The organism is Streptomyces sp. NPDC087901 (assembly GCF_044742205.1).
Classification (GTDB): Bacteria; Actinomycetota; Actinomycetes; order Streptomycetales; family Streptomycetaceae; genus Streptomyces.
Genome location: NZ_JBIUUC010000004.1, coordinates 472,163 through 490,263 on the forward strand (window position 1 = coordinate 472,163; position 18,101 = coordinate 490,263).

Here is an 18,101-nt window from a genome sequence, read left to right on the forward strand (position 1 = left end):
CGCACTCTCGGCGCAGGTCGAGCAGGGGAGACCCTTTCGACACCGCCCGGGGCGTGGACACCCCGAGGAAGGCCAGACGCCGCATGATTCTGCTCCTGTCGACGTCCGACACCGACCTGCTCAGCGCCCGCGCCTCCAGCGGCCCGGTCGCCTACCGCTACGCGAACCCCTCCCGGCTCCCGCTCCAGGACCTTCCGCAGCTACTGGACGGCGCCGACCTGGTCGTCGTACGTCTTCTCGGCGGTGTCCGTGCCTGGCAGGACGGCCTCGACCAAGTCCTCGCCACCGGGCGCCCCGTCGTGGTCCTCACGGGAGAACAGGCCCCCGACGCCCAGCTGATGGCCGCCTCCACCGTCCCGATCGGGATCGCGGCCGAGGCACACGCCTACCTGGCCCACGGCGGACCCGCCAACCTGGAGCAGCTCGCCCGCTTCCTGTCCGACACCGCGCTGCTCACCGGCCACGGCTTCGAACCGCCCGCGCCCGCACCCTCCTGGGGGCCGCTGGAGCGCACGCCCCGTGAGGCGGAGGACGGCCCCACCGTCGCGGTGCTCTACTACCGCGCCCACCACATGAGCGGCAACACCGCGTTCATCGAGACCCTGTGCCGGGCCGTGGAGGACAAGGGCGCCCGCGTCCTGCCGCTGTACGTCGCGTCGCTGCGCACCCCCGAGCCCGAGCTCATCGACGCCCTGCGCGCCGCCGACGCGATCGTGACCACCGTCCTCGCGGCGGGCGGTACCCGGCCCGCCGAGGCATCGGCCGGCGGTGACGACGAGTCCTGGGACGCCGGCGCTCTCAGCGGCCTCGACGTACCGATCCTCCAGGCGCTCTGCCTCACCAGCTCCCACACCGACTGGGAGAGCAACGACGAGGGCGTCTCGCCGCTGGACGCCGCGAGCCAGATCGCCGTCCCCGAGTTCGACGGCCGGCTCATCACCGTCCCGTTCTCCTTCAAGGAGATCGACGAGGACGGCCTCCCGGCGTACGTCGCCGACACCGAGAGGGCGGCCAGGGTCGCCGGAATCGCCGTACGGCACGCCCGGCTCCGTCACATCCCGAACGACGCGAAGCGCCTCGCGCTCGTCCTGTCCGCCTACCCGACCAAGCACTCCCGGATCGGCAACGCGGTGGGCCTCGACACCCCCGCGAGCGCGGTCGCCCTGCTGCGCCGGCTCCGCTCAGAGGGATACGACTTCGGTACGGAGGAAGTGCCCGGCCTGGCCTCCGGCGACGGCGACGAGCTGATCTACGCGCTGATCGAGGCGGGCGGCCACGACCAGGAGTGGCTCACCGAGGAGCAGCTGGCCCGCAACCCGGTCCGCATCCCGGCGGCCGACTACCGGCGCTGGTACGCGACACTGCCGGCCGAACTCCGCGAAGCCGTCGAGCAGCACTGGGGCCCGGCCCCCGGCGAGATGTTCCTGGACCGCTCGCGCAACCCGGAGGGCGACATCGTCCTCGCCGCCCTGCGCCGCGGCAATCTGCTCATCCTCATCCAGCCGCCGCGCGGCTTCGGCGAGAACCCGATCGCGATCTACCACGACCCCGATCTGCCGCCGTCGCACCACTACCTGGCCGCCTACCGCTGGATCGCCGCCGGTGCCGAGGACGGCGGCTTCGGCGCCGACGCGATGATCCACCTCGGCAAGCACGGCAACCTGGAGTGGCTGCCCGGCAAGAACGCCGGCCTGTCCGCCGCCTGCGGCCCCGACGCCGCGCTCGGCGATCTCCCCCTCGTCTACCCGTTCCTGGTCAACGACCCGGGGGAGGGGACCCAGGCCAAGCGCCGCGTGCACGCCACGCTCGTGGACCATCTCGTACCGCCGATGGCCCGAGCCGACAGCTACGGCGACATCGCCCGGCTGGAACAACTCCTGGACGAGCACGCCCAGATCGCCGCGATGGACCCCGCGAAGCTTCCGGCGGTCCGCGCCCAGATCTGGACCCTGATCCAGGCGGCCAGGCTCGACCACGACCTCGGGCTCGAAGACCGCCCCGAGGACGAGGGCTTCGACGAGTTCATCATGCATCTCGACGGCTGGCTCTGTGAGATCAAGGACGTCCAGATCCGCGACGGCCTGCACGTCCTGGGCGGCGCACCCACCGGTGCCGCCCGGGTCAACCTCGTCCTCGCGATCCTCCGGGCCCGCCAGATCTGGGGCGGTACCACCTCCCTGCCCGGCCTGCGCGAGGCGCTGGGCCTGGACGAGTCGGCGGCCACCCGCACCGCGGCCGACGACATCGAGGAGCAGGCCCGCGTCCTGGTCCAGGCGATGGAGGACGCCGGCTGGGCGGCGGACGCCGTCGCCGGGGTCGCCGCCGGACACCCGAAGTCCGTCGCCGACATCCTCGGCTTCGCCGCCCGCGAGGTCGTACCGCGTCTGGCCGGCACCACGGACGAACTCGACCACTGCGTCCACGCGCTGAACGGCGGCTTCGTCCCCGCCGGCCCCTCCGGCTCCCCGCTGCGCGGCCTGGTCAACGTCCTGCCGACCGGCCGGAACTTCTACTCCGTCGACCCCAAGGCAGTCCCCTCCCGGCTTGCCTGGGAAACCGGCCAGGCCCTGGCCGACTCGCTCCTGGAGCGCTACCGCACCGACAACGGCGACTGGCCCACCTCGGTCGGCCTGTCCCTGTGGGGCACGAGCGCGATGCGCACCGCCGGTGACGACGTCGCCGAAGCCTTCGCACTCCTCGGAGTCCGCCCGGTCTGGGACGACGCCTCGCGCCGCGTCACCGGCCTGGAGGCGATCCCCGCAGCCGAACTCGGCCGCCCGCGCATCGACGTCACCCTCCGCATCAGCGGCTTCTTCCGCGACGCCTTCCCGCACACCATCGGCCTCCTCGACGACGCGGTCCGCCTGGCGGCCTCGCTGGACGAGCCCGCCGAGCAGAACCACGTACGCGCCCACACCCAGGCCGACCTGGCGGCCCACGGCGACGAACGCCGGGCCACCACCCGCATCTTCGGCTCCCGCCCCGGAACGTACGGAGCGGGACTCCTCCAGCTCATCGACTCCCGCGACTGGCGCACCGATGCCGATCTCGCCGAGGTCTACACGGTCTGGGGCGGCTACGCCTACGGCCGCGAACTCGACGGCCGGCCGGCCCGCGAGGAGATGGAGACCGCGTACAAGCGCATCGCGGTCGCGGCGAAGAACACGGACACCCGCGAGCACGACATCGCCGACTCGGACGACTACTTCCAGTACCACGGCGGCATGGTGGCGACGGTCCGCGCTCTCAAGGGCAGTGCCCCCGAGGCGTACATCGGTGACTCCACCCGCCCCGAGACCGTCCGCACCCGCACCCTGGTCGAGGAGACGTCCCGCGTCTTCCGCGCCCGTGTCGTCAACCCCAAGTGGATCGAGGCGATGCGCCGCCACGGGTACAAGGGCGCCTTCGAACTCGCCGCCACCGTCGACTACCTCTTCGGCTACGACGCCACGACGGGCGTGGTCGCCGACTGGATGTACGACAAGCTCACCGAAACGTACGTCCTGGACCCGGTCAACCGCGCATTCCTCCAACAGGCCAACCCCTGGGCCCTCCACGGCATCGCTGAACGCCTCCTGGAGGCCGAGTCCCGCGGCATGTGGGCCAAGCCCGACCCCGCCGTGCTCGACGCCCTGCGCCAGGCGTACCTGGAGACGGAAGGCGATCTGGAGGGGGAGGACTGAGCCCGGAGCGCCTCCGGCTCAGGACAGAGGCCCACCGGGCGGTGGGCCTCTGCCGCTCCGTCGCGTCGCGTCACACGAAGAAGAACAGGACCGCGATCAGCACGACGATCAGCCCGACAGCACAGCTCACCACACGGCCACCGGCCGGGGGCTTTCTGGCGGAGCGGGTGGCGAGGGTCGAACTCGCGCTCCGGGCACGGGAATCACTGCTGTTCTGCCCTGACCTGGTGTTACGTCACCTCAACTCGTGACGGGTCCGGTCTCGCGGCGCACTTGTTCACCACTGTTGACCATGCGGCTCTCGGTTCTCAGCTCTCTCGCCGCGCCGCCGCCTCCTGCAAGTACGCGGAGATCATGGCGAGGTCATCGGCGATGTCCAGCACACCGTTGACGTCGGTTGTCGGGGTGGAGGCGCCGTTCACGCCGGCGAAGAAGACGTCGAATCGGCCGTTGCCCTTGTCCAGGTACCCGGCGATCGTGATGGCGCCGACGGCCAGCCGGTTGTTGAGCGCGTCCAGTCCCACGGCGGCACCGGTCTTGGCGAACACCTTCCCGCGGGCGGGGCAGTCGGTGCAGTTGTCGGCCAGCAGGCCGTCGACGCCGAGGATGGGCAGTGAGTTCCGGAAGCGCTTCGCCTCGGGTGTGTGCTGCCAGTACGTCAGCAACTGCACGACGGCCTTGGGAGTGGTGCGGTCGACGGGGTTGCCGCCGCGGCCGTCCAGGAGCTGGACCTGCTTGCGGTCGACGCCCGCGCGGTCCAGGAAGCCGGCCAGCACCGGGAAACCGTCCATGCAGTCCTTGCTGCCGGCCGCGACCGCCATCAGACAGATGGCGAGGTTGCCGCCCAGGTTGTGGCTGACCTTGAAGATGAGCTTGGCGTACTGGGCGAACGGCGGCGAGGTGTACAGGGCCACACGCGGCCGGCCCTCGTACGAGCCGGGGAGCTGCCCGACCGGGTTGGCGCCGGTCGGCTTCGCCGTCACCTTCACGCCGGCCCGCCCCAGCGCCTCGATCAGCGCGGTGCGTCCGAAGGCCGCCGGATCGGCGATGGGCGACACCTTCAGAGCCGGTTCGGAGCCGGCCGCGATGGTGCCGGAAAGCCGGATCCGCGTGCCGTTGTCGGAGGTCGTCACCTCGATGTTCGTCGGCTTCCCCGCCGCCACGGTCTTCACCGTCGACGTGACGCGGTACGGGGCGACCTTCGGCCGCCAGTCCAGTTGTGCGGGCGCGCCGGGGCGGGCGCCGGGGGTGGTCAGCAGGTCGATGAGATTGTCGTTGATGATCAGCGGCGTCGGAACGGGGACGAAGACCGGCTCGGGCTGGAAGAGCCGGTTGTCGACGATCACGTTCCCGTCGACGCGGGTGATACCGGAACGCCGCACCTGCTGCGCGATCTGGTTGATCCCGGCGAGCGGGTTCTCCGGAGTGAGCGTGGCGCCGGGGAAGTCATTGGCGTACGTGTGGTCGAGGTCCGTGTAGTCGACCGTGCCGTCGGGACGGGTCCTGCCGCCCATGGTGAGGTCGCCTTGGGCGACAAGGCCGAGATCGCCGTCCAGCGTGCTTCCGCGGCGCTCGCCGACCGCGTAGACCGGCGTCCTGAAGCGGTGGTCGCCGCCGAGGGTGTTCCACGCCCCGGAGGTGCCGAACAGTTTGGCCACCGACCCCGGGATGAAGAACTGCTCGGCGAACCGGCTGTGGACGACCCGCCCGCTGTCCGGGTCCTGCTGGAGCAGACCCCACTGGGCGTTGGGGTAGTCCGGCTTCCGCATGATCTCCGTGATCCGCGGGTCGAGCCGGTCGAGCCGGTCGGAACCGTGGCCGTCGGGCGACGAGGCCGCCTGGGCTGCCGCACCCGAAGTCAGGGCCAGGAGCAGCAGGGCACCGCATCCGGCGACAACGCGATGCCGAAGGGATCCGAAATCTTTTCCTCGCATTGCAATACGCACCGTTCGTCTCGGCGGTTTCCTGTCCATGGGGTCAGGTATGGACCCCGGTGGGCGCCGGACGGGGGCGGCGCGAACGGTTGTCACCTGAACGGCGCGGCGTATTCGTCGAAATGCGCAGAGAACGCCCGGTCGGGAGAGAGCCGGTCAGCGATCTCGGCCGAGTTCGGCCTTCAGCCGCCTGCACTCGGCGGGCTCGGACCGCGTGCCGCAAGGCGGGCGATCGCACCGGTGCCACAGGCAGGGGGTCCGTGAACCAGAGGTGGTACGTGGCGCGATGCGTGCCGATCCGGGCCGACCCCGGAGGACACGACGGTCCGGGCCGGCCAGTCGTCGGAGAAGGCCGAGAGGAGAAGCCCGTCGAGCCGTACCTGCCGACCGGTGAGTGCAGCCGGGGCGTGTTCAGGCGGGCGGGGTGTCGGGGCGAGCGTCGTACACGGCACGGGCGGCGCCGATGTCCGTCAGGTGCGTGATGCTCCACTCCAACAGGGGTGCGGTGGCCCCGCGGAGGGCCCGGCCCATCGGAGTGAGTTCATAACTGACGTGCGGCGGCATGACATTGCGCACGGTCCGTGTGAGGATCCCATCGCGTTCCAGGCCGCGCAGGGTGACGGTGAGCATGCGCTGGCTGATTCCGTCGACGGCCCGCTTGAGTTCGGTGAAGCGGCGGGGCCCCTGGCTGAGGTTGCGCACGATCAGCAGCGACCACTTGTCTCCGACGATGCCGAGCACTTCACGGACCTGGCACGGGTCCTCCGGCAGTGCCGGCCGCGACTCGCCGCCCACTGTGCCGCTCATGGTTACCTCCAGAGAACCGAGGCACCCAAATGTGCCTTATTGATCGAAGTGCGGCAGGTGCAGCACGATGATTTCGGTTCCTGAAGAGTACTGAGGCACCAACAGGAACCGTAATACCGCCGTGCCTCCATGCCCCGAAGGGGATTGCCCTCATGTCTACTTTTCTGCTGGTACACGGTGCCTGGCACAACGGCCGGTGCTGGGAGCGGGTGGTCCCGCTGCTGGAGTCGGCCGGACACCGCGTGTTCGCGCCCTCGCTGACCGGCTACGGCGACAAGGCGCACCTGCTCGGCCCCGAGGTGGGGCTCGACACGCACGTCGAGGACCTCGTGAAGCTGATTCACGAGGAGGACCTGACCGAGGTGGTGCTCGTGGGTCACAGCTACGCGGGGCTGGTCGTCTCGTCCGTGGCCAACGAGGTGCCGGAACGGATCGCGCATCTGGTGTACCTGGACGCGATGGTCCCGGAGCACGGCGAGACCGCCGTCGACGTGCAGCCCATGACCCAGAACCTGATCGACCTGGCCGCCAGGTCCGACCACGGCTGGCGCATCCCGCCACTGCCCGAGATGCCTCCGCCCCTCGGTCTTTTCGGGGTCACCGACCCGGCGGACATCGCATGGCTGCGTGCGACGCTCTCCGATCAGCCGGTGCGCTGCCTGCAGCAACCGGTCCGGCTGGACAACCCCGCCCTGGACTCGGTTCCGCGCACGCACATTCACTGTGTCGGCGCAGAGCCGGAAGGCATCGTGCGGCGGCCCGTCCCCGCGGTACAGCCCAACGGCTCCCCGGCACGGATACGGGAACTGCCGACCGGACACGACTGCATGATCACCATGCCGTCGGGCCTGAGTGAACTGCTGCTTGAATCCACCCTTAGCTAGCGCCCGGACCGTGACGGCGGCGGTGAGCCGGAGAGGGCCCGCCACCGACGGACAGCGAACCGCATAATCGGTGGGTTGGTGGGTCAGAGAGGAATGATGCGGACCTGGCTACCGCAGAGCTTGCGGCAAGCATGCCGGAGTATGCGTGACGGGTCTCGTGATTGCTGCGCTGGGGGAAGCCAGACGGCCCGGAGCCGGTTCGGTCGTCTTTCAGGCGCCCCGGGCGGAGAGCGCGGGTAACTGAAGCTTCCTTTCGCGCGGGCCACATCCGTACGTGGACCACAGCCCTTCATGGACGGGGCCTCAAGAGGTGCCGGTCGCCACTGTCCGCTGACGATGACCGGATTCTCCCGTGGTATTTGCACCGGGCGGGCCGATGGCGTTTCAAGGGGTGAGCCACGAGCCTGCCCGGAGAGCACCGCGCAACTACCCAGGGAGCGGGGCCCGCTCCTCCGAGTCCGATGCAGCAGCTGAAAGCCCGTGGCGGTGTAGCAGTGGGTCCGGCATCATCCCCAAGTGATTGTGATGCAACCCGTTCTGGAGATCTCCGCCGCCGACGACTTCGCGCTCTGGCCGATTGGCGAGCAGGAATCGTATGGCTACCTCGTGCTGAACGGGGAGCTGACTCCGGCGGAGGTCGGCACGGCCGTTATGCGGATCGCCGACTGCAACGACTTCGAGCCGGAGGAGGAGCACGGGCCGTGCCCGACCGACCCACTCGGCATCTTCCTGCACGGGCTGCGCACCATGCCCGACCTGTTCGCCGCCGGTGGCTTCCGGGTGACCGACAACGCCACCGACACCGTCCTCGTCGAGCCGGGGTGCTGCAACGGCCTGGAGACCTGGCGGGACTGGCTGGAGGTGCTCGACGGCACCGGCTGCTCCTCCTTCGGCCACGATCCGTCGTCGATGGCCGAACGCGTCGGCGACATCGTCCGGCTGACGCTCGACGCCCACGGGACGGACGGCAGCCCGGTGATCGAGCTGTCGGTAGACCAGGTACGCACGCTCGTCGCCGGCGCCCAGCAGGGTTTGCAGGACTTCCTCGGTCTTGCCGGAACCTGGGCTGAACGACACCTGTCGGCACACGCTGCCGCCGTCACCGCCGCCCTGGCACGGGCACTGGACCTGGCACCCGCGCAATGACCAGTTTCCTGACCCACCGGGCGCACGTGCACGACGCCCGCCTTCCCCTCCTTCGCCGGCACAGCGCGCTGCGGACCTGCATCACCCTCTTTGCTCCGTACGGCCTCCGGGCGACGTACCACCACCTCACGCTCAGCGCCGCGATCCCCCGGCATCTGGAGGCGGACCCGGACGCACTTGTGCGGGCGGTGGAGGAACTGCATGAGGCGCGGGTCCTGTGGCTCGCGCGGGCGGAGGAGTACGCCGCGCACCGCCGGGCAGAGAAGCGGGCCGGGCGGCGGGCTGTAGTGAATCCGCGACCGTGGTGGCTGCGGAGCTGGTGGGAGGGCCCGGACCGCGCCTGGTACGAAGACCCGTTTCGCCATCCGTCGCTGCGGTTGCCCGAGTACGTCCGGCGACAGAACGCGATTCTGGACGGCGCCGATCTCCCCGGCTGTCCCGCCTGCGGGGACGAGAGACCGCTGGTGTCGAACTCGACCGGGCACGGCTGGGTGGAGCTGTGCCGTGGGTGCGCGTGGGTGCTGGCGCCATGTCCGTGCGGGCAGCGGCACCGGTTCGTCCCGGAGACCCCGTTCAACTGGAAAGGGCTCTGGCAGCGAGCGCACATGAGCGATGACGGCATGCCGAACCCGCATTGGCCTGCGGGCTAAGGGCTTGAGTGTGGCTGATCAGCGGGGAGGCGCGCGCTCTTCAGATCGTTGCCCGTCGCGCAGGTGAGCAGTTCGAGTTCCGGACCGGGGGCGGAGCCGGAATTCGCCCGTGGTTCGTTCGCCGGGCAGTGGTGACCGGAACCGGAGTGTCTTGGGCATGCGGCATGGAACGGGCCCGGACGAATCACGTCGTCCGGGCCCGCGGGGCAGTGGCGAAGGCCGGCTCAGAACAGGCCCTTGTACCCCTGCCATCCGGTGGCGATCTTCGTACGGCTGCCGAAGGAGCCCTTGCCGTTGCCGTTGTTGCGCCAGGCGGTGCCGGACGTGTCGCGGGAGACGATGTCGGCTTTGCCGTCGCCGGTGATGTCGCCGACGCCCACGATCACGTTGTACGACGAGCCCCAGTTGTCGAAGACCTTCACGCGGCTCTTGAACTTGCCGGTCGCGGTGCCGTCGTAGCGCCACAGCTCGTTCGACCTGTCCTGCACCAGCAGGTCGCCGTGACCGTCGGCGTTGAGGTCGCCCGCCCCCAGGATCTTCTTGTAACCCGTCCACTTGGACGCGATCTTCACACCGGCGGAGAGCTTGCCCGTGCTCGTCGACTTGTAGAGGTAGACGTCGCCGGTCGAGGCCCGGCGGGCGATCAGGTCGGCCCGGCCGTCACCGCTGACGTCCCCGGGCGAGGTCAGCACGTCGTACTGGTTCCAGCCCGTGCCCAGCGAGGTGTACGCGGTGGAAGGCGTCGCCGCCGCCCCGCACGCGGGCCGGTAGGCGCGCAACGCCCCGCTGCTGAGCCGGACGAGCACGTCGTTGCACCGGTCACCGCTCAGGTCGCCGAAGGGCACCGCCTTCACCGTGGTCGGCCACCCGGAGCCCGTTCGCTTCCCGGTGAACGTTCCCTTCCCCGTCCCGTACTGGTACGTCAGCCCGCCCGAGCCGTTCAGCGTCAGCAGCTCGCCGAAGCCGTCCGATCCGACGAAGTCGCGGCGGGCCGCTGCGGCTCCGGTGCCCTTGACCGTGCCCGTCTTCGTCAGCGCCGCGCCCTGCCCGTCCGCGGGGGTGACGGTCAGCTTCCAGGTATAGGTGCCGTTGGGCACCAGCCGGCCGGAGCCGTCCTTGCCGTTCCAGGCCGGGAACACCACACCGCGTGCCAGGCCGCCGGAGAGGGTGCGCACGGCCGTACCGGCCCTGTTGTTGATCACGAGCTTCCAGGAGGCCGCGGGCTTGTTCAGCCACCACTTCGGGCTCCACTGCGCGGCGCCACCCTTGAAGTCCACCGAGGCGGCGACGGTGGCATCGCGCTGGACGAGTGCGGATACGGGGACATCGCTTGAGGTCAGACGGATGGTGTTGTCGGAGCGGAGCTGGGCGATCACGCCCGTGTACGGGTCGACGTCCCAGGCGTTCCCCTCGAACTCCCCGGCGGTGTGCGACACGGGCGTCCCGCTGCGGACGTCGATCACCTTCAGCCGGCCGGCCTCGACTGTCGCGACAAAGCCGTCGCCGAGCTGTGCCTGCTCCCAGGCGGAGCCGGAGACGAGGGTCAGGTTCCGCTTGGTGACGGTGTCGTAGACGCCCTGGCCCTCCGAGTTGAGCACGCAGTTCCACAGCAGCCACCGGCCGACCGCTTGGAAGTCGTTCAGCAGGCAGCCGCGCCCGAACCACACCGGCTCGCCCTGCTGCCCGGTCAGCAGGTTGAAGGGGACCACGGTGTCGTTGCCGGACATCACCCACACGGTGGTGCCCCACATCGCCCGCACGGTCTCCGTCGTCGTGTACACCGTGCGCCCGGTGTCGAGGTCGACGATCCGGGTCTCCGCCGCGCCGGTGCTGTCGTACGGCCTGGTCAGGGCGGCGAAGCGGCCGCCCGCGGCAGCTGCGGTCAGGTAGCTGCGGGAGCTGTCGATCCGGGTGCCGGGCAGCGCCTGGGCGGCCCCGAGGAGCTGGGGCTGCTGGGCGGCGCCCGTGCCGTAGCCGGAGATGACCGTCCGGCCGTCACCGGTGTCGAAGAGGCGCGGACGGCCCTCCGAGTAGTTCTCCGGCGCGATACGGCCCCGGGTGGTGCGTGCCCCCGCCGTGGGGGAGCCGGCCACTCCGGTCTCACGGGTGTGGAGATACGTCCAGTCACCCACCGGATCCTGCTCCACGGTGGTCAACCGCCCCTGGGTGAGGGTCAGTTGGGAGACCGTGCGGGCGGTCTTCCGGGGATACGCGTCCGCGATCCGCCGCACGGTGACCCCGCCGCCCCCGGCGGCCTCGATGAGAGAGACGCCCCAGTGGTCCGGGTCGGCGCCGCCCGCGACCAGCAGCCCGCCGCCCGGAGTCGGCATGGCCTGCCGCGACGTCCTGGCCAGCAGCGTCCGCGGCGCGGAGCCGTTGAGAGGTACCGCCTCGACCCGCGAGACCGCGCGATCGGTTTCGTAGCGGCCCAGGGCGGAGTCGTACCGGGACACGATGACGGTGTCCCCGACCAGGCCCAGTACCTGCGCGATGTCGCCGACCTGGACGGTCCGTACGGGGGCGGCCGTGTCCTGGCGGGAGGCGACGTGCAGGGTGCCGTCGTAGAACCACACCAGGTGGGTGGCGCTGAGCGCGACCAGGTAGTACCACGACTGCACGGTGTACGGCAGGGCGGTGAAGCGTCCCTGCTCGACATCGAGCCATCCGGTGACTTCGTCGTCGCCCTTTCGGTACCGCACGACCTGTCCGTGCGCGTCGCCCAGCCCGGCGGCGGACCACAGGTAGACGCCGGCGGGGACGCCTTCCACCGTGCGGTCGGTGACGGAGCCGTCGGCCCGGGCGTCCAACAGATGCCACACGGAGTCGGAACCCGGGACTCCCGCCGTCGTGACGACCGTCGACCCGAGGGTGCTGAAGTACGAGTGTCCGTCGGGGAGCGCGACCGTACTGACCTGGCCGGACGTCATGTTCCGGAGCGTCACGGTCCGGACGGAGTAGTCGTAGCGGGCGACGACGTCCGAACCCGCGCCGGCACTCGTGACGCCGTACACGTCCGTGCCCGAAGCATCGACGACGGTGTCGACACCGTCGTACGTCGTCCACAGCTGCCCCCGCCCCTCCTCGTACCGGAGGAACCCCGAGGGCCCCGCGCCCAGCAGGCCCGTCCGGGGAACCATGGCCGTGGTGGCCGGCACGACCACCTCATTGGTGACTGTCTCCCCATGCGCACTGCCGGCCGAGAGCGGGCCGAGCCCGAGGGCGAGCGTGAAGGAAACAGTGGCGGCGGTGGCGCCTCGTACGAGCGCACGTCTGCCCATGCAGGACTCTCCGGGGACGGTAGTCGAAGGCTTGGAGGGACTTGTGCGTGCGCCGTTGAGCCGCAGGTCATGGACGCGTGGCACAGATGACGTCCGGCCATCCCGCCAGGCGAATGGCCGGACTTTAGCACTTTACCTGTGCATGACCTACGGGCCCGGGGGGCACCGATGATCTTCGACCAGGCCTCTGCCAGTTCCTCGTCGCTGAGGCTGCTGTGCTCCTCTTCGTGGCGTCGGAGGTCGTCGCCCAGCAGTCGGCGCCGAAAGTGGCGGGCCACTGCTTCCAGCACATAGCCGGAGATGTTGTCTGTGGGCTCGTGCAACTCCGCTACCCGGTCGCAGGCGTTCGGACCGTGGACACCCAATCCATGACGGGACGACAGGCGCGGTCCTTCGGCGATTCAGGAAAGGCAGAGAACTCATGGTCGGCCGAACCGGACAGGTGCTGTTACCCACTCAGACTGCAGCACCCACTTCGGGTGCACTGACCGGCTCTGTCGTAGATCGCTTCCGCCCCCCATATGGGTGCTGTTAGCATCCGCTGACTCGCGTGGGGTGGGTACTGGCAATCGTTCGGAATCCGATCGAGCAGGCCAGTTGAATGCGGCCGTTTATGTGCATCGGCTAATTTAGTCGCTTTCCTGGGGGAATGGTTCTTTTGGTCCGTCATGCAGTGATGTCCAGACGTGCTTCGTGGCGCGGAGTTCTCGCGGCTGTGTCGGCACTGGCTTTCGGCGGGAGTCTGCTCGGCGGCGGGGTGCCGGCGCAGGCGGCGTCGGGTGGTGAGGTGGTCGTGCCGGCGGCGGTGCGCAACTGGCCGCGTAACGCGGGCTCTGTCAGCCCCGGCACATCGGGCTATCTGTCGTGGCCGGAGGGTTCCGACCACTACCTGTGGACTTCGTACGCCACGGGAGAGACGCAGGACGCCGCGGCGTTCATCACGGCGGCGGACATGGTGTTCTTCGCCCAGTCGGACACGGTGGCCGTGAGGCAGAGTTCGACCACTCCCTTCGATATCCGGTTCCGGGCCTACCCTTCGGGCGCGGACAGGGGAACGGTCACGATCCCCAAGGGCTACAGCTGGGCGGGGACCGCGGGAGAGGCAGCGGTCGCCTACACACCAGGGGCCAGTGGAGAGCGCGTCGTGCATCTCTTCAAGCCTGTCGCGGGCGGGGGATCCGAGAATGTGACGGTCACGGGATTTCCCCAGAACTCCCAGTGGAACGCGAATGGCCCCAGGGACGCGGACTCACTGATGATGCGTTACCGCGTGCCCACCGACGATCCGAAGAAGTTCCTCTACCAATGGGGACTCGTCGATGCCCGGAGCGGCACCTTCTCCGAAATCCTTTCCCCTTTGTCCGCCCCCTGGGGCCGCAAGGCCGTCATGAGCGACAAGTACGTCGGTGAGTGGTCCTCCGGTACGGGTGCACAGCTGTTGCTCAGGGCCGACCTGGGGGCTCCTCCGGTGATCGTGCCGCCCGAGGTCACCAAGGGCATGACGGAGTTCGGGCTCGTCGGTGACAACATCGTGGCCGGCTATGCCGACACGGAAGGGCTGTACACCTTTCCGCTGTCCGGGGGCACCAAGCGTCAGTTGTTGCCCAGGACGTCCGGCTTCGTGTACGCGGCCCCCGATGGATCCATGCTCGCCGTCGGGGGCAGCGGTCCTCAGGACTGGGACTCCTGGCGCCTCTCTGCCACCGGAGCCGGCGGCGTCATCAGCGACAAGCTGCAACACCTTCCGTCTCTCGCGGCACCGGTCGACGGGATTGCCCTGTCCGGCGGGAATCTGACCTATCTGGACCAGACGTCTGACGACCCCGGCTACGACGTCAGGTTCAACACCCGCACCGTCTCCTCGGCGGCAGTGCCTGTCGTCGGACAGGCACTGCCGGGCGAGGGGTACAACAAGATGTGCGTCGTGAACGAGGTCTGCGCCCGCTCCTTCGGCGCCGGCGACGGTTCCGTGGTCTACGACAAGGGGTATGGGTCCGAGCTGGTTCGGCGCACGGCCGCCGGGCAGAGTCAGACCCTCACCTACCCGGAGCCGGGTGGGGACCTCACTTCGGCGGCGGGGCGTTACGCCGTCTTCTCCGGACCACAGCGCCATCAGTACGTCATCGACTGGAATCAGTCCAAGGTGGTCCTCACCCGTACCGCGGCGGCTGCCACCGTCGGCGACGGCCGGCTGTGGACCACTACTTCAACCGCGGGCGTTCTGTCCGTGACCACTCTCGGCAGCGACGCCGCTTCTGTGAGCGTCAACACCAGGTCCGGTTGCCTGCCGAACGAACTGCAAGCGGTCGGCCGCTGGGTCTACTGGTCCTGCGCCACCGCGAACAAGGCCGGGGTGTTCGACCGCTCGAAGGGCATCTCGATCGCGGTGCCGGTCGGTGACGCACTGCTCGCCGACGGATATCTGGTCCGCCACGACACCGGTCGCGGCAAGCTGGTGCGTACCGTCATCACTTCCGGCAAGGCCGTGAGCAACGACCTCGCATCCCTTCCCCTGGCACAGAACCTCGCTCCGGCAGCGAATGGGTCGGAGCGCCGCAGCCTGTGGAACCTGGATCCGCACGGACGCCACGTCGTCTTTGCCGATGCCGAACAGCAGATCCACCTGGTGGACGCGGGCGTACCGGCACAGCCGGTTCGCCGTGACCACACCGGGGATGGCGTCGGCGATGTGCTGACCCTCAACACCAAGGGCGAGTTCACCTTCCAGCACGGCACCGGAACGGGAGTCCTGTCGGGCAAGACGTACAGCGGGGGCTGGTCCACCTCCTCGGTCGCGGTGCCGTTCGGGGACCTGGACGGCGACCGCTGCAACGACGTTCTGGTGCGCATGCCGGACGGATCACTGCGGGGATACCGCCCCGGCTGCGGCGCCGCGCCGACACCCGCATCGTCGTACACGAAACTCGGCACGGGCTTCCAGGCGTACAAGACCCTCACCTCGCCCGGCGACCTCACCGGCGACGGCCGCGCCGATCTGCTCGGTTGGAAGACCTCGACGGGAGACATCTACCTCTTCGCGTCGACGGGCAACGGAACACTGTCAGCGGGGAAGAAGATCCGGACCCACTGGACCTACACCAAGGTGATGGGCGTCGGTGATCTCAACGGCGACGGATACGGAGACCTCCTGGCCAAGGACTCCTCCAACGAACTGTGGCGCTACAACGGCACCGCCGGCGGCCAGTTCAAGGAGCGCGTCCTGGTCTTCAAGGACTGGGGTTCCTCCTACAACACCATCGTCGGGCCCGGCGACCTCACTGGGGACGGCAGGGCGGATCTGATCGAACGCGACAGCGCGGGCCGCCTCTACAGGAACAACGGTGACGGTAAGGGGTCTTTCGGCTCCCGTACTCAGATCTCCACGGGCTGGCAGGGTTACCGAGGCATCTTCTGACCTCCCGCTCCCGCGGGGCCGGATCACCGAACCGGCCTCGCGGGAGACCGCACGCTCCGCACCAGTCTGCTGTGGCCCGCTGAAGAGGCCGAGCCGTGCAGTTGTCCTGCTCCTTCCACACGAGTCCGCAGGCAGCTTCTGTCGCCGCGTGAACCGGCCAGTCATCTGCCCCTTCGGCTACGGATTTGGGTGACTCGGGGCACGCGAGGGGCACGGCGGACTGGGAGTGGTCCAGGTACCAGAGAAGCCCTTGCCCGTTGGCCCGGGGCTTCCACCTTCGAGCTGTGGAGAGGGCAACGAGAATCGAACTCGCGCTCTGAGCTTGGGAATCACCGGTGCCTACGGTTGCCGCATGCGCCCTGACCTGCTGATACGTCACTGCGCAGGTGCTCCTGGTGTGGTCTCGCGGGCCCCGTGTTCACCACTGTTGTCCGTCTGGCTGGGCACGGATGGGGCACGAGTGGCGGGGTGCTGTGGATATACGTCGAGGTGCGCACCGATGGGCATGCCAGCGGGGATGTCGGTGCGCGCCCACGCTCACGATCAGTGGGAGCAATCCTGTGCGGAGAACTCCGAGACGGTGCGCCCGTGATGTTCTCAAGGACCGGGCCCTCCACCACGTAGTCGCGAGTGAGCGAGAGGGGGATGACCGCCGCTTTCGGGCGTCAGGGACGCAGGGATCCACGGCGGACGCCCTGCATGCGGGCGCCGGTCAGCACGGCCCCGTCAGTCTTCGCCGAGATGAGGACAGCGTCCGTCAGGTCGGCGTCGGTGAGGTCGGTGCCGGTGAGGTCCGCGCCGACGAGCCTCGCGCCGCGCAGGGAGGCTCCGCAGGCGACGGCACCGGCCAGGCGGGCGCGGGAGAGGACGGAGTCGTCGGCACGAGCCCTCGTCAGGTCGGCGTCACCGAGGTTGCAGAGGCCGGCGTTCACCCGGGTGAGTACGGCGCCCGCGAGGCTCGCCTCGCGCAGGTCGGCACCGGTCAGGAAGGCGTCGGTAAGGTCGCAGCCGGTGAGGGTGGCGCCACGCAGGTCTGCGTAGCCGAGGTGGACGCCTGCCAGGTCCAGACCCGAGAGATTCGCACCGGCCAGTGGGATGCCGCCCAGGTCGTTCTCGGTGCCCCACGGCTGCGTCCATGAGCGCACCATCGCGCGCCAGTCGCCGGTGCCCCTGGTCAGGGCGGACCGGAGCTCGACCAGGAATGGTGCGTTCCAAGGCTGAGTCCATCGCCTTCGCAACTCGGTTGCGTGGCTCTCTTCGTGCGGGATGCCGGGGGGAGTGGTCATGCGGTTGGCGTTCCGACCCTGTTGTCACTGTTGTTCGATCTGGTGCAGGAAGCCCTTTACACGGCCCAGGTGGTAGACCGTTTCGTCGTGCTTCTAGAGGAGGACTTCGAGTCCTCGATCCGTCAGCCCTTCTGGCGGTCGTTCCATATCCTTCCAGAGGACCTTACGGACGTTCTCCAGTCTGCTGTGCCTGAGCGAGGTCCTTGATGTCATCGAATGGCGTTCCGTCCGCCTTCCGGGCCAGCACCTCACCCGCGGCCTCCCGTCGTGCCGCCGAGTAATGATTGTGGTTGGGCTCGGAGTTGATGCGGCCAATTGGGTCGGGCTGGATGTTCTCCAGCCCGCGGAATGCTCACCCCGGCCCGCTGGTCAGCTATCCGCTCCACCAGCGCTGTCTCCCCAGCCATGCCGTCCCCCTTCCCGTCCCACCGCGTACTGTCCCCGGGTCCCGGCCCCCGGCACGAACGCCGCAGGACACCACGCTCGGCACGAACCAGCGGTTCCGCCGACCGGTGACCCGCGACGCGAGGCAGGGGCGGTACCGCGTGCATCGACCCTGATCAGGCCGAACAGACCTGGTGCGGAAGACGTAGCGTGGCCCGGCCAGCAAAAGAGCCCCGGCCGTTGGCCTGGGGCTTCTCATGGAGCGGGTGACGAGAACCGAACTCGCGGTCTGAGCTTGGGAATCTACGGTCCTTGGGTCACGAAGAGGTGCTGAGCTGCGCTTTCACGTCAGCCGGTGTGGATGGTCACGGTCTGTGGGAGCTGTACCTGACCGCTGCTGTCCGCTCCGAAGGGCACGAAAGGGGCACGTCGACGGCAGGTCAGTCCACGATGTGGGGGCCACCGGGGCTCGTGGAGGCCAGTGGTCGGACGGTCATCCAGTGCGGGAGCGAGGCGTCGGCGTCGATTCCCCGGAAGTACGGGTCTTCGGCGGTGACCAGTTCCGCTCGGGCGCTCATGACCAGGTCACTGCCTTCGGCGGGCATGTTCTGGAAGTCGTGCTGCGCCTGCTTCG

General features: G+C 69.3%; 9 protein-coding genes and 2 pseudogenes. 5 read left to right on the plus strand and 6 right to left on the minus strand.

Features of this window, described 5'->3' with window-relative positions; genetic code table 11:
* Window positions 1–83: 83 nt before the first annotated feature.
* Window positions 84–3,683 (plus strand): cobaltochelatase subunit CobN, encoded by a 3,600-nt coding sequence (gene cobN / locus ACIOEW_RS15860; protein WP_362539484.1) that lies wholly within the window; start codon window positions 84–86, stop codon window positions 3,681–3,683.
* A 308-nt stretch (window positions 3,684–3,991) separates the two neighbouring features.
* Here the strand turns inward: cobN and dacB are convergent, their stop codons facing one another.
* Window positions 3,992–5,617 (minus strand): D-alanyl-D-alanine carboxypeptidase/D-alanyl-D-alanine-endopeptidase, encoded by a 1,626-nt coding sequence (dacB, locus tag ACIOEW_RS15865; RefSeq protein ID WP_401964306.1) that lies wholly within the window; start codon window positions 5,615–5,617, stop codon window positions 3,992–3,994.
* A gap of 411 nt (window positions 5,618–6,028) precedes the next feature.
* Window positions 6,029–6,424: a winged helix-turn-helix transcriptional regulator gene (locus ACIOEW_RS15870; RefSeq protein ID WP_401964307.1), complete on the minus strand. Its 396-nt coding sequence runs from the start codon at window positions 6,422–6,424 to the stop codon at window positions 6,029–6,031.
* A gap of 152 nt (window positions 6,425–6,576) precedes the next feature.
* On the opposite strand from ACIOEW_RS15870, the gene ACIOEW_RS15875 reads away from it, so the two are divergent.
* From ACIOEW_RS15875 to ACIOEW_RS15885, 3 genes are all read left to right on the plus strand, one after another.
* Complete coding sequence (locus ACIOEW_RS15875) at window positions 6,577–7,308, plus strand: alpha/beta fold hydrolase (RefSeq protein WP_401964308.1); 732 nt, start codon at window positions 6,577–6,579, stop codon at window positions 7,306–7,308.
* 525 nt (window positions 7,309–7,833) lie between these two features.
* Window positions 7,834–8,454 (plus strand): hypothetical protein, encoded by a 621-nt coding sequence (locus tag ACIOEW_RS15880; RefSeq protein ID WP_401964461.1) that lies wholly within the window; start codon window positions 7,834–7,836, stop codon window positions 8,452–8,454.
* Window positions 8,451–9,104: a hypothetical protein gene (locus tag ACIOEW_RS15885; RefSeq protein WP_401964309.1), complete on the plus strand. Its 654-nt coding sequence runs from the start codon at window positions 8,451–8,453 to the stop codon at window positions 9,102–9,104. The genes ACIOEW_RS15880 and ACIOEW_RS15885 overlap by 4 nt, the downstream gene beginning before the upstream one ends.
* 224 nt (window positions 9,105–9,328) lie before the next feature.
* On the opposite strand, the gene ACIOEW_RS15890 is transcribed toward ACIOEW_RS15885, so the two are convergent.
* Window positions 9,329–12,382 carry an FG-GAP-like repeat-containing protein gene (locus ACIOEW_RS15890; RefSeq protein ID WP_401964310.1) on the minus strand — a complete coding sequence of 1,018 codons (3,054 nt, stop codon included), beginning with the start codon at window positions 12,380–12,382 and terminating at the stop codon, window positions 9,329–9,331.
* Window positions 12,383–12,543: 161 nt separating this feature from the next.
* Window positions 12,544–12,747 (minus strand): annotated as a pseudogene (locus ACIOEW_RS15895) (hypothetical protein); the annotation flags it as partial.
* 350 nt (window positions 12,748–13,097) lie between these two features.
* Here ACIOEW_RS15895 and ACIOEW_RS15900 point away from each other — a divergent pair.
* Window positions 13,098–15,797 carry an FG-GAP repeat domain-containing protein gene (locus ACIOEW_RS15900; protein WP_401964311.1) on the plus strand — a complete coding sequence of 900 codons (2,700 nt, stop codon included), beginning with the start codon at window positions 13,098–13,100 and terminating at the stop codon, window positions 15,795–15,797.
* A 665-nt stretch (window positions 15,798–16,462) separates the two neighbouring features.
* Here ACIOEW_RS15900 and ACIOEW_RS15905 read toward each other — a convergent pair.
* Both ACIOEW_RS15905 and ACIOEW_RS15910 read right to left on the minus strand, forming a co-directional pair.
* A complete protein-coding gene (locus ACIOEW_RS15905) occupies window positions 16,463–17,083 on the minus strand; it encodes a pentapeptide repeat-containing protein (protein ID WP_401964312.1) in 621 nt (206 codons plus the stop codon).
* A 93-nt stretch (window positions 17,084–17,176) separates the two neighbouring features.
* A pseudogene (locus ACIOEW_RS15910) lies at window positions 17,177–17,423 on the minus strand (polymorphic toxin type 28 domain-containing protein).
* Window positions 17,424–18,101 lie beyond the last annotated feature (678 nt).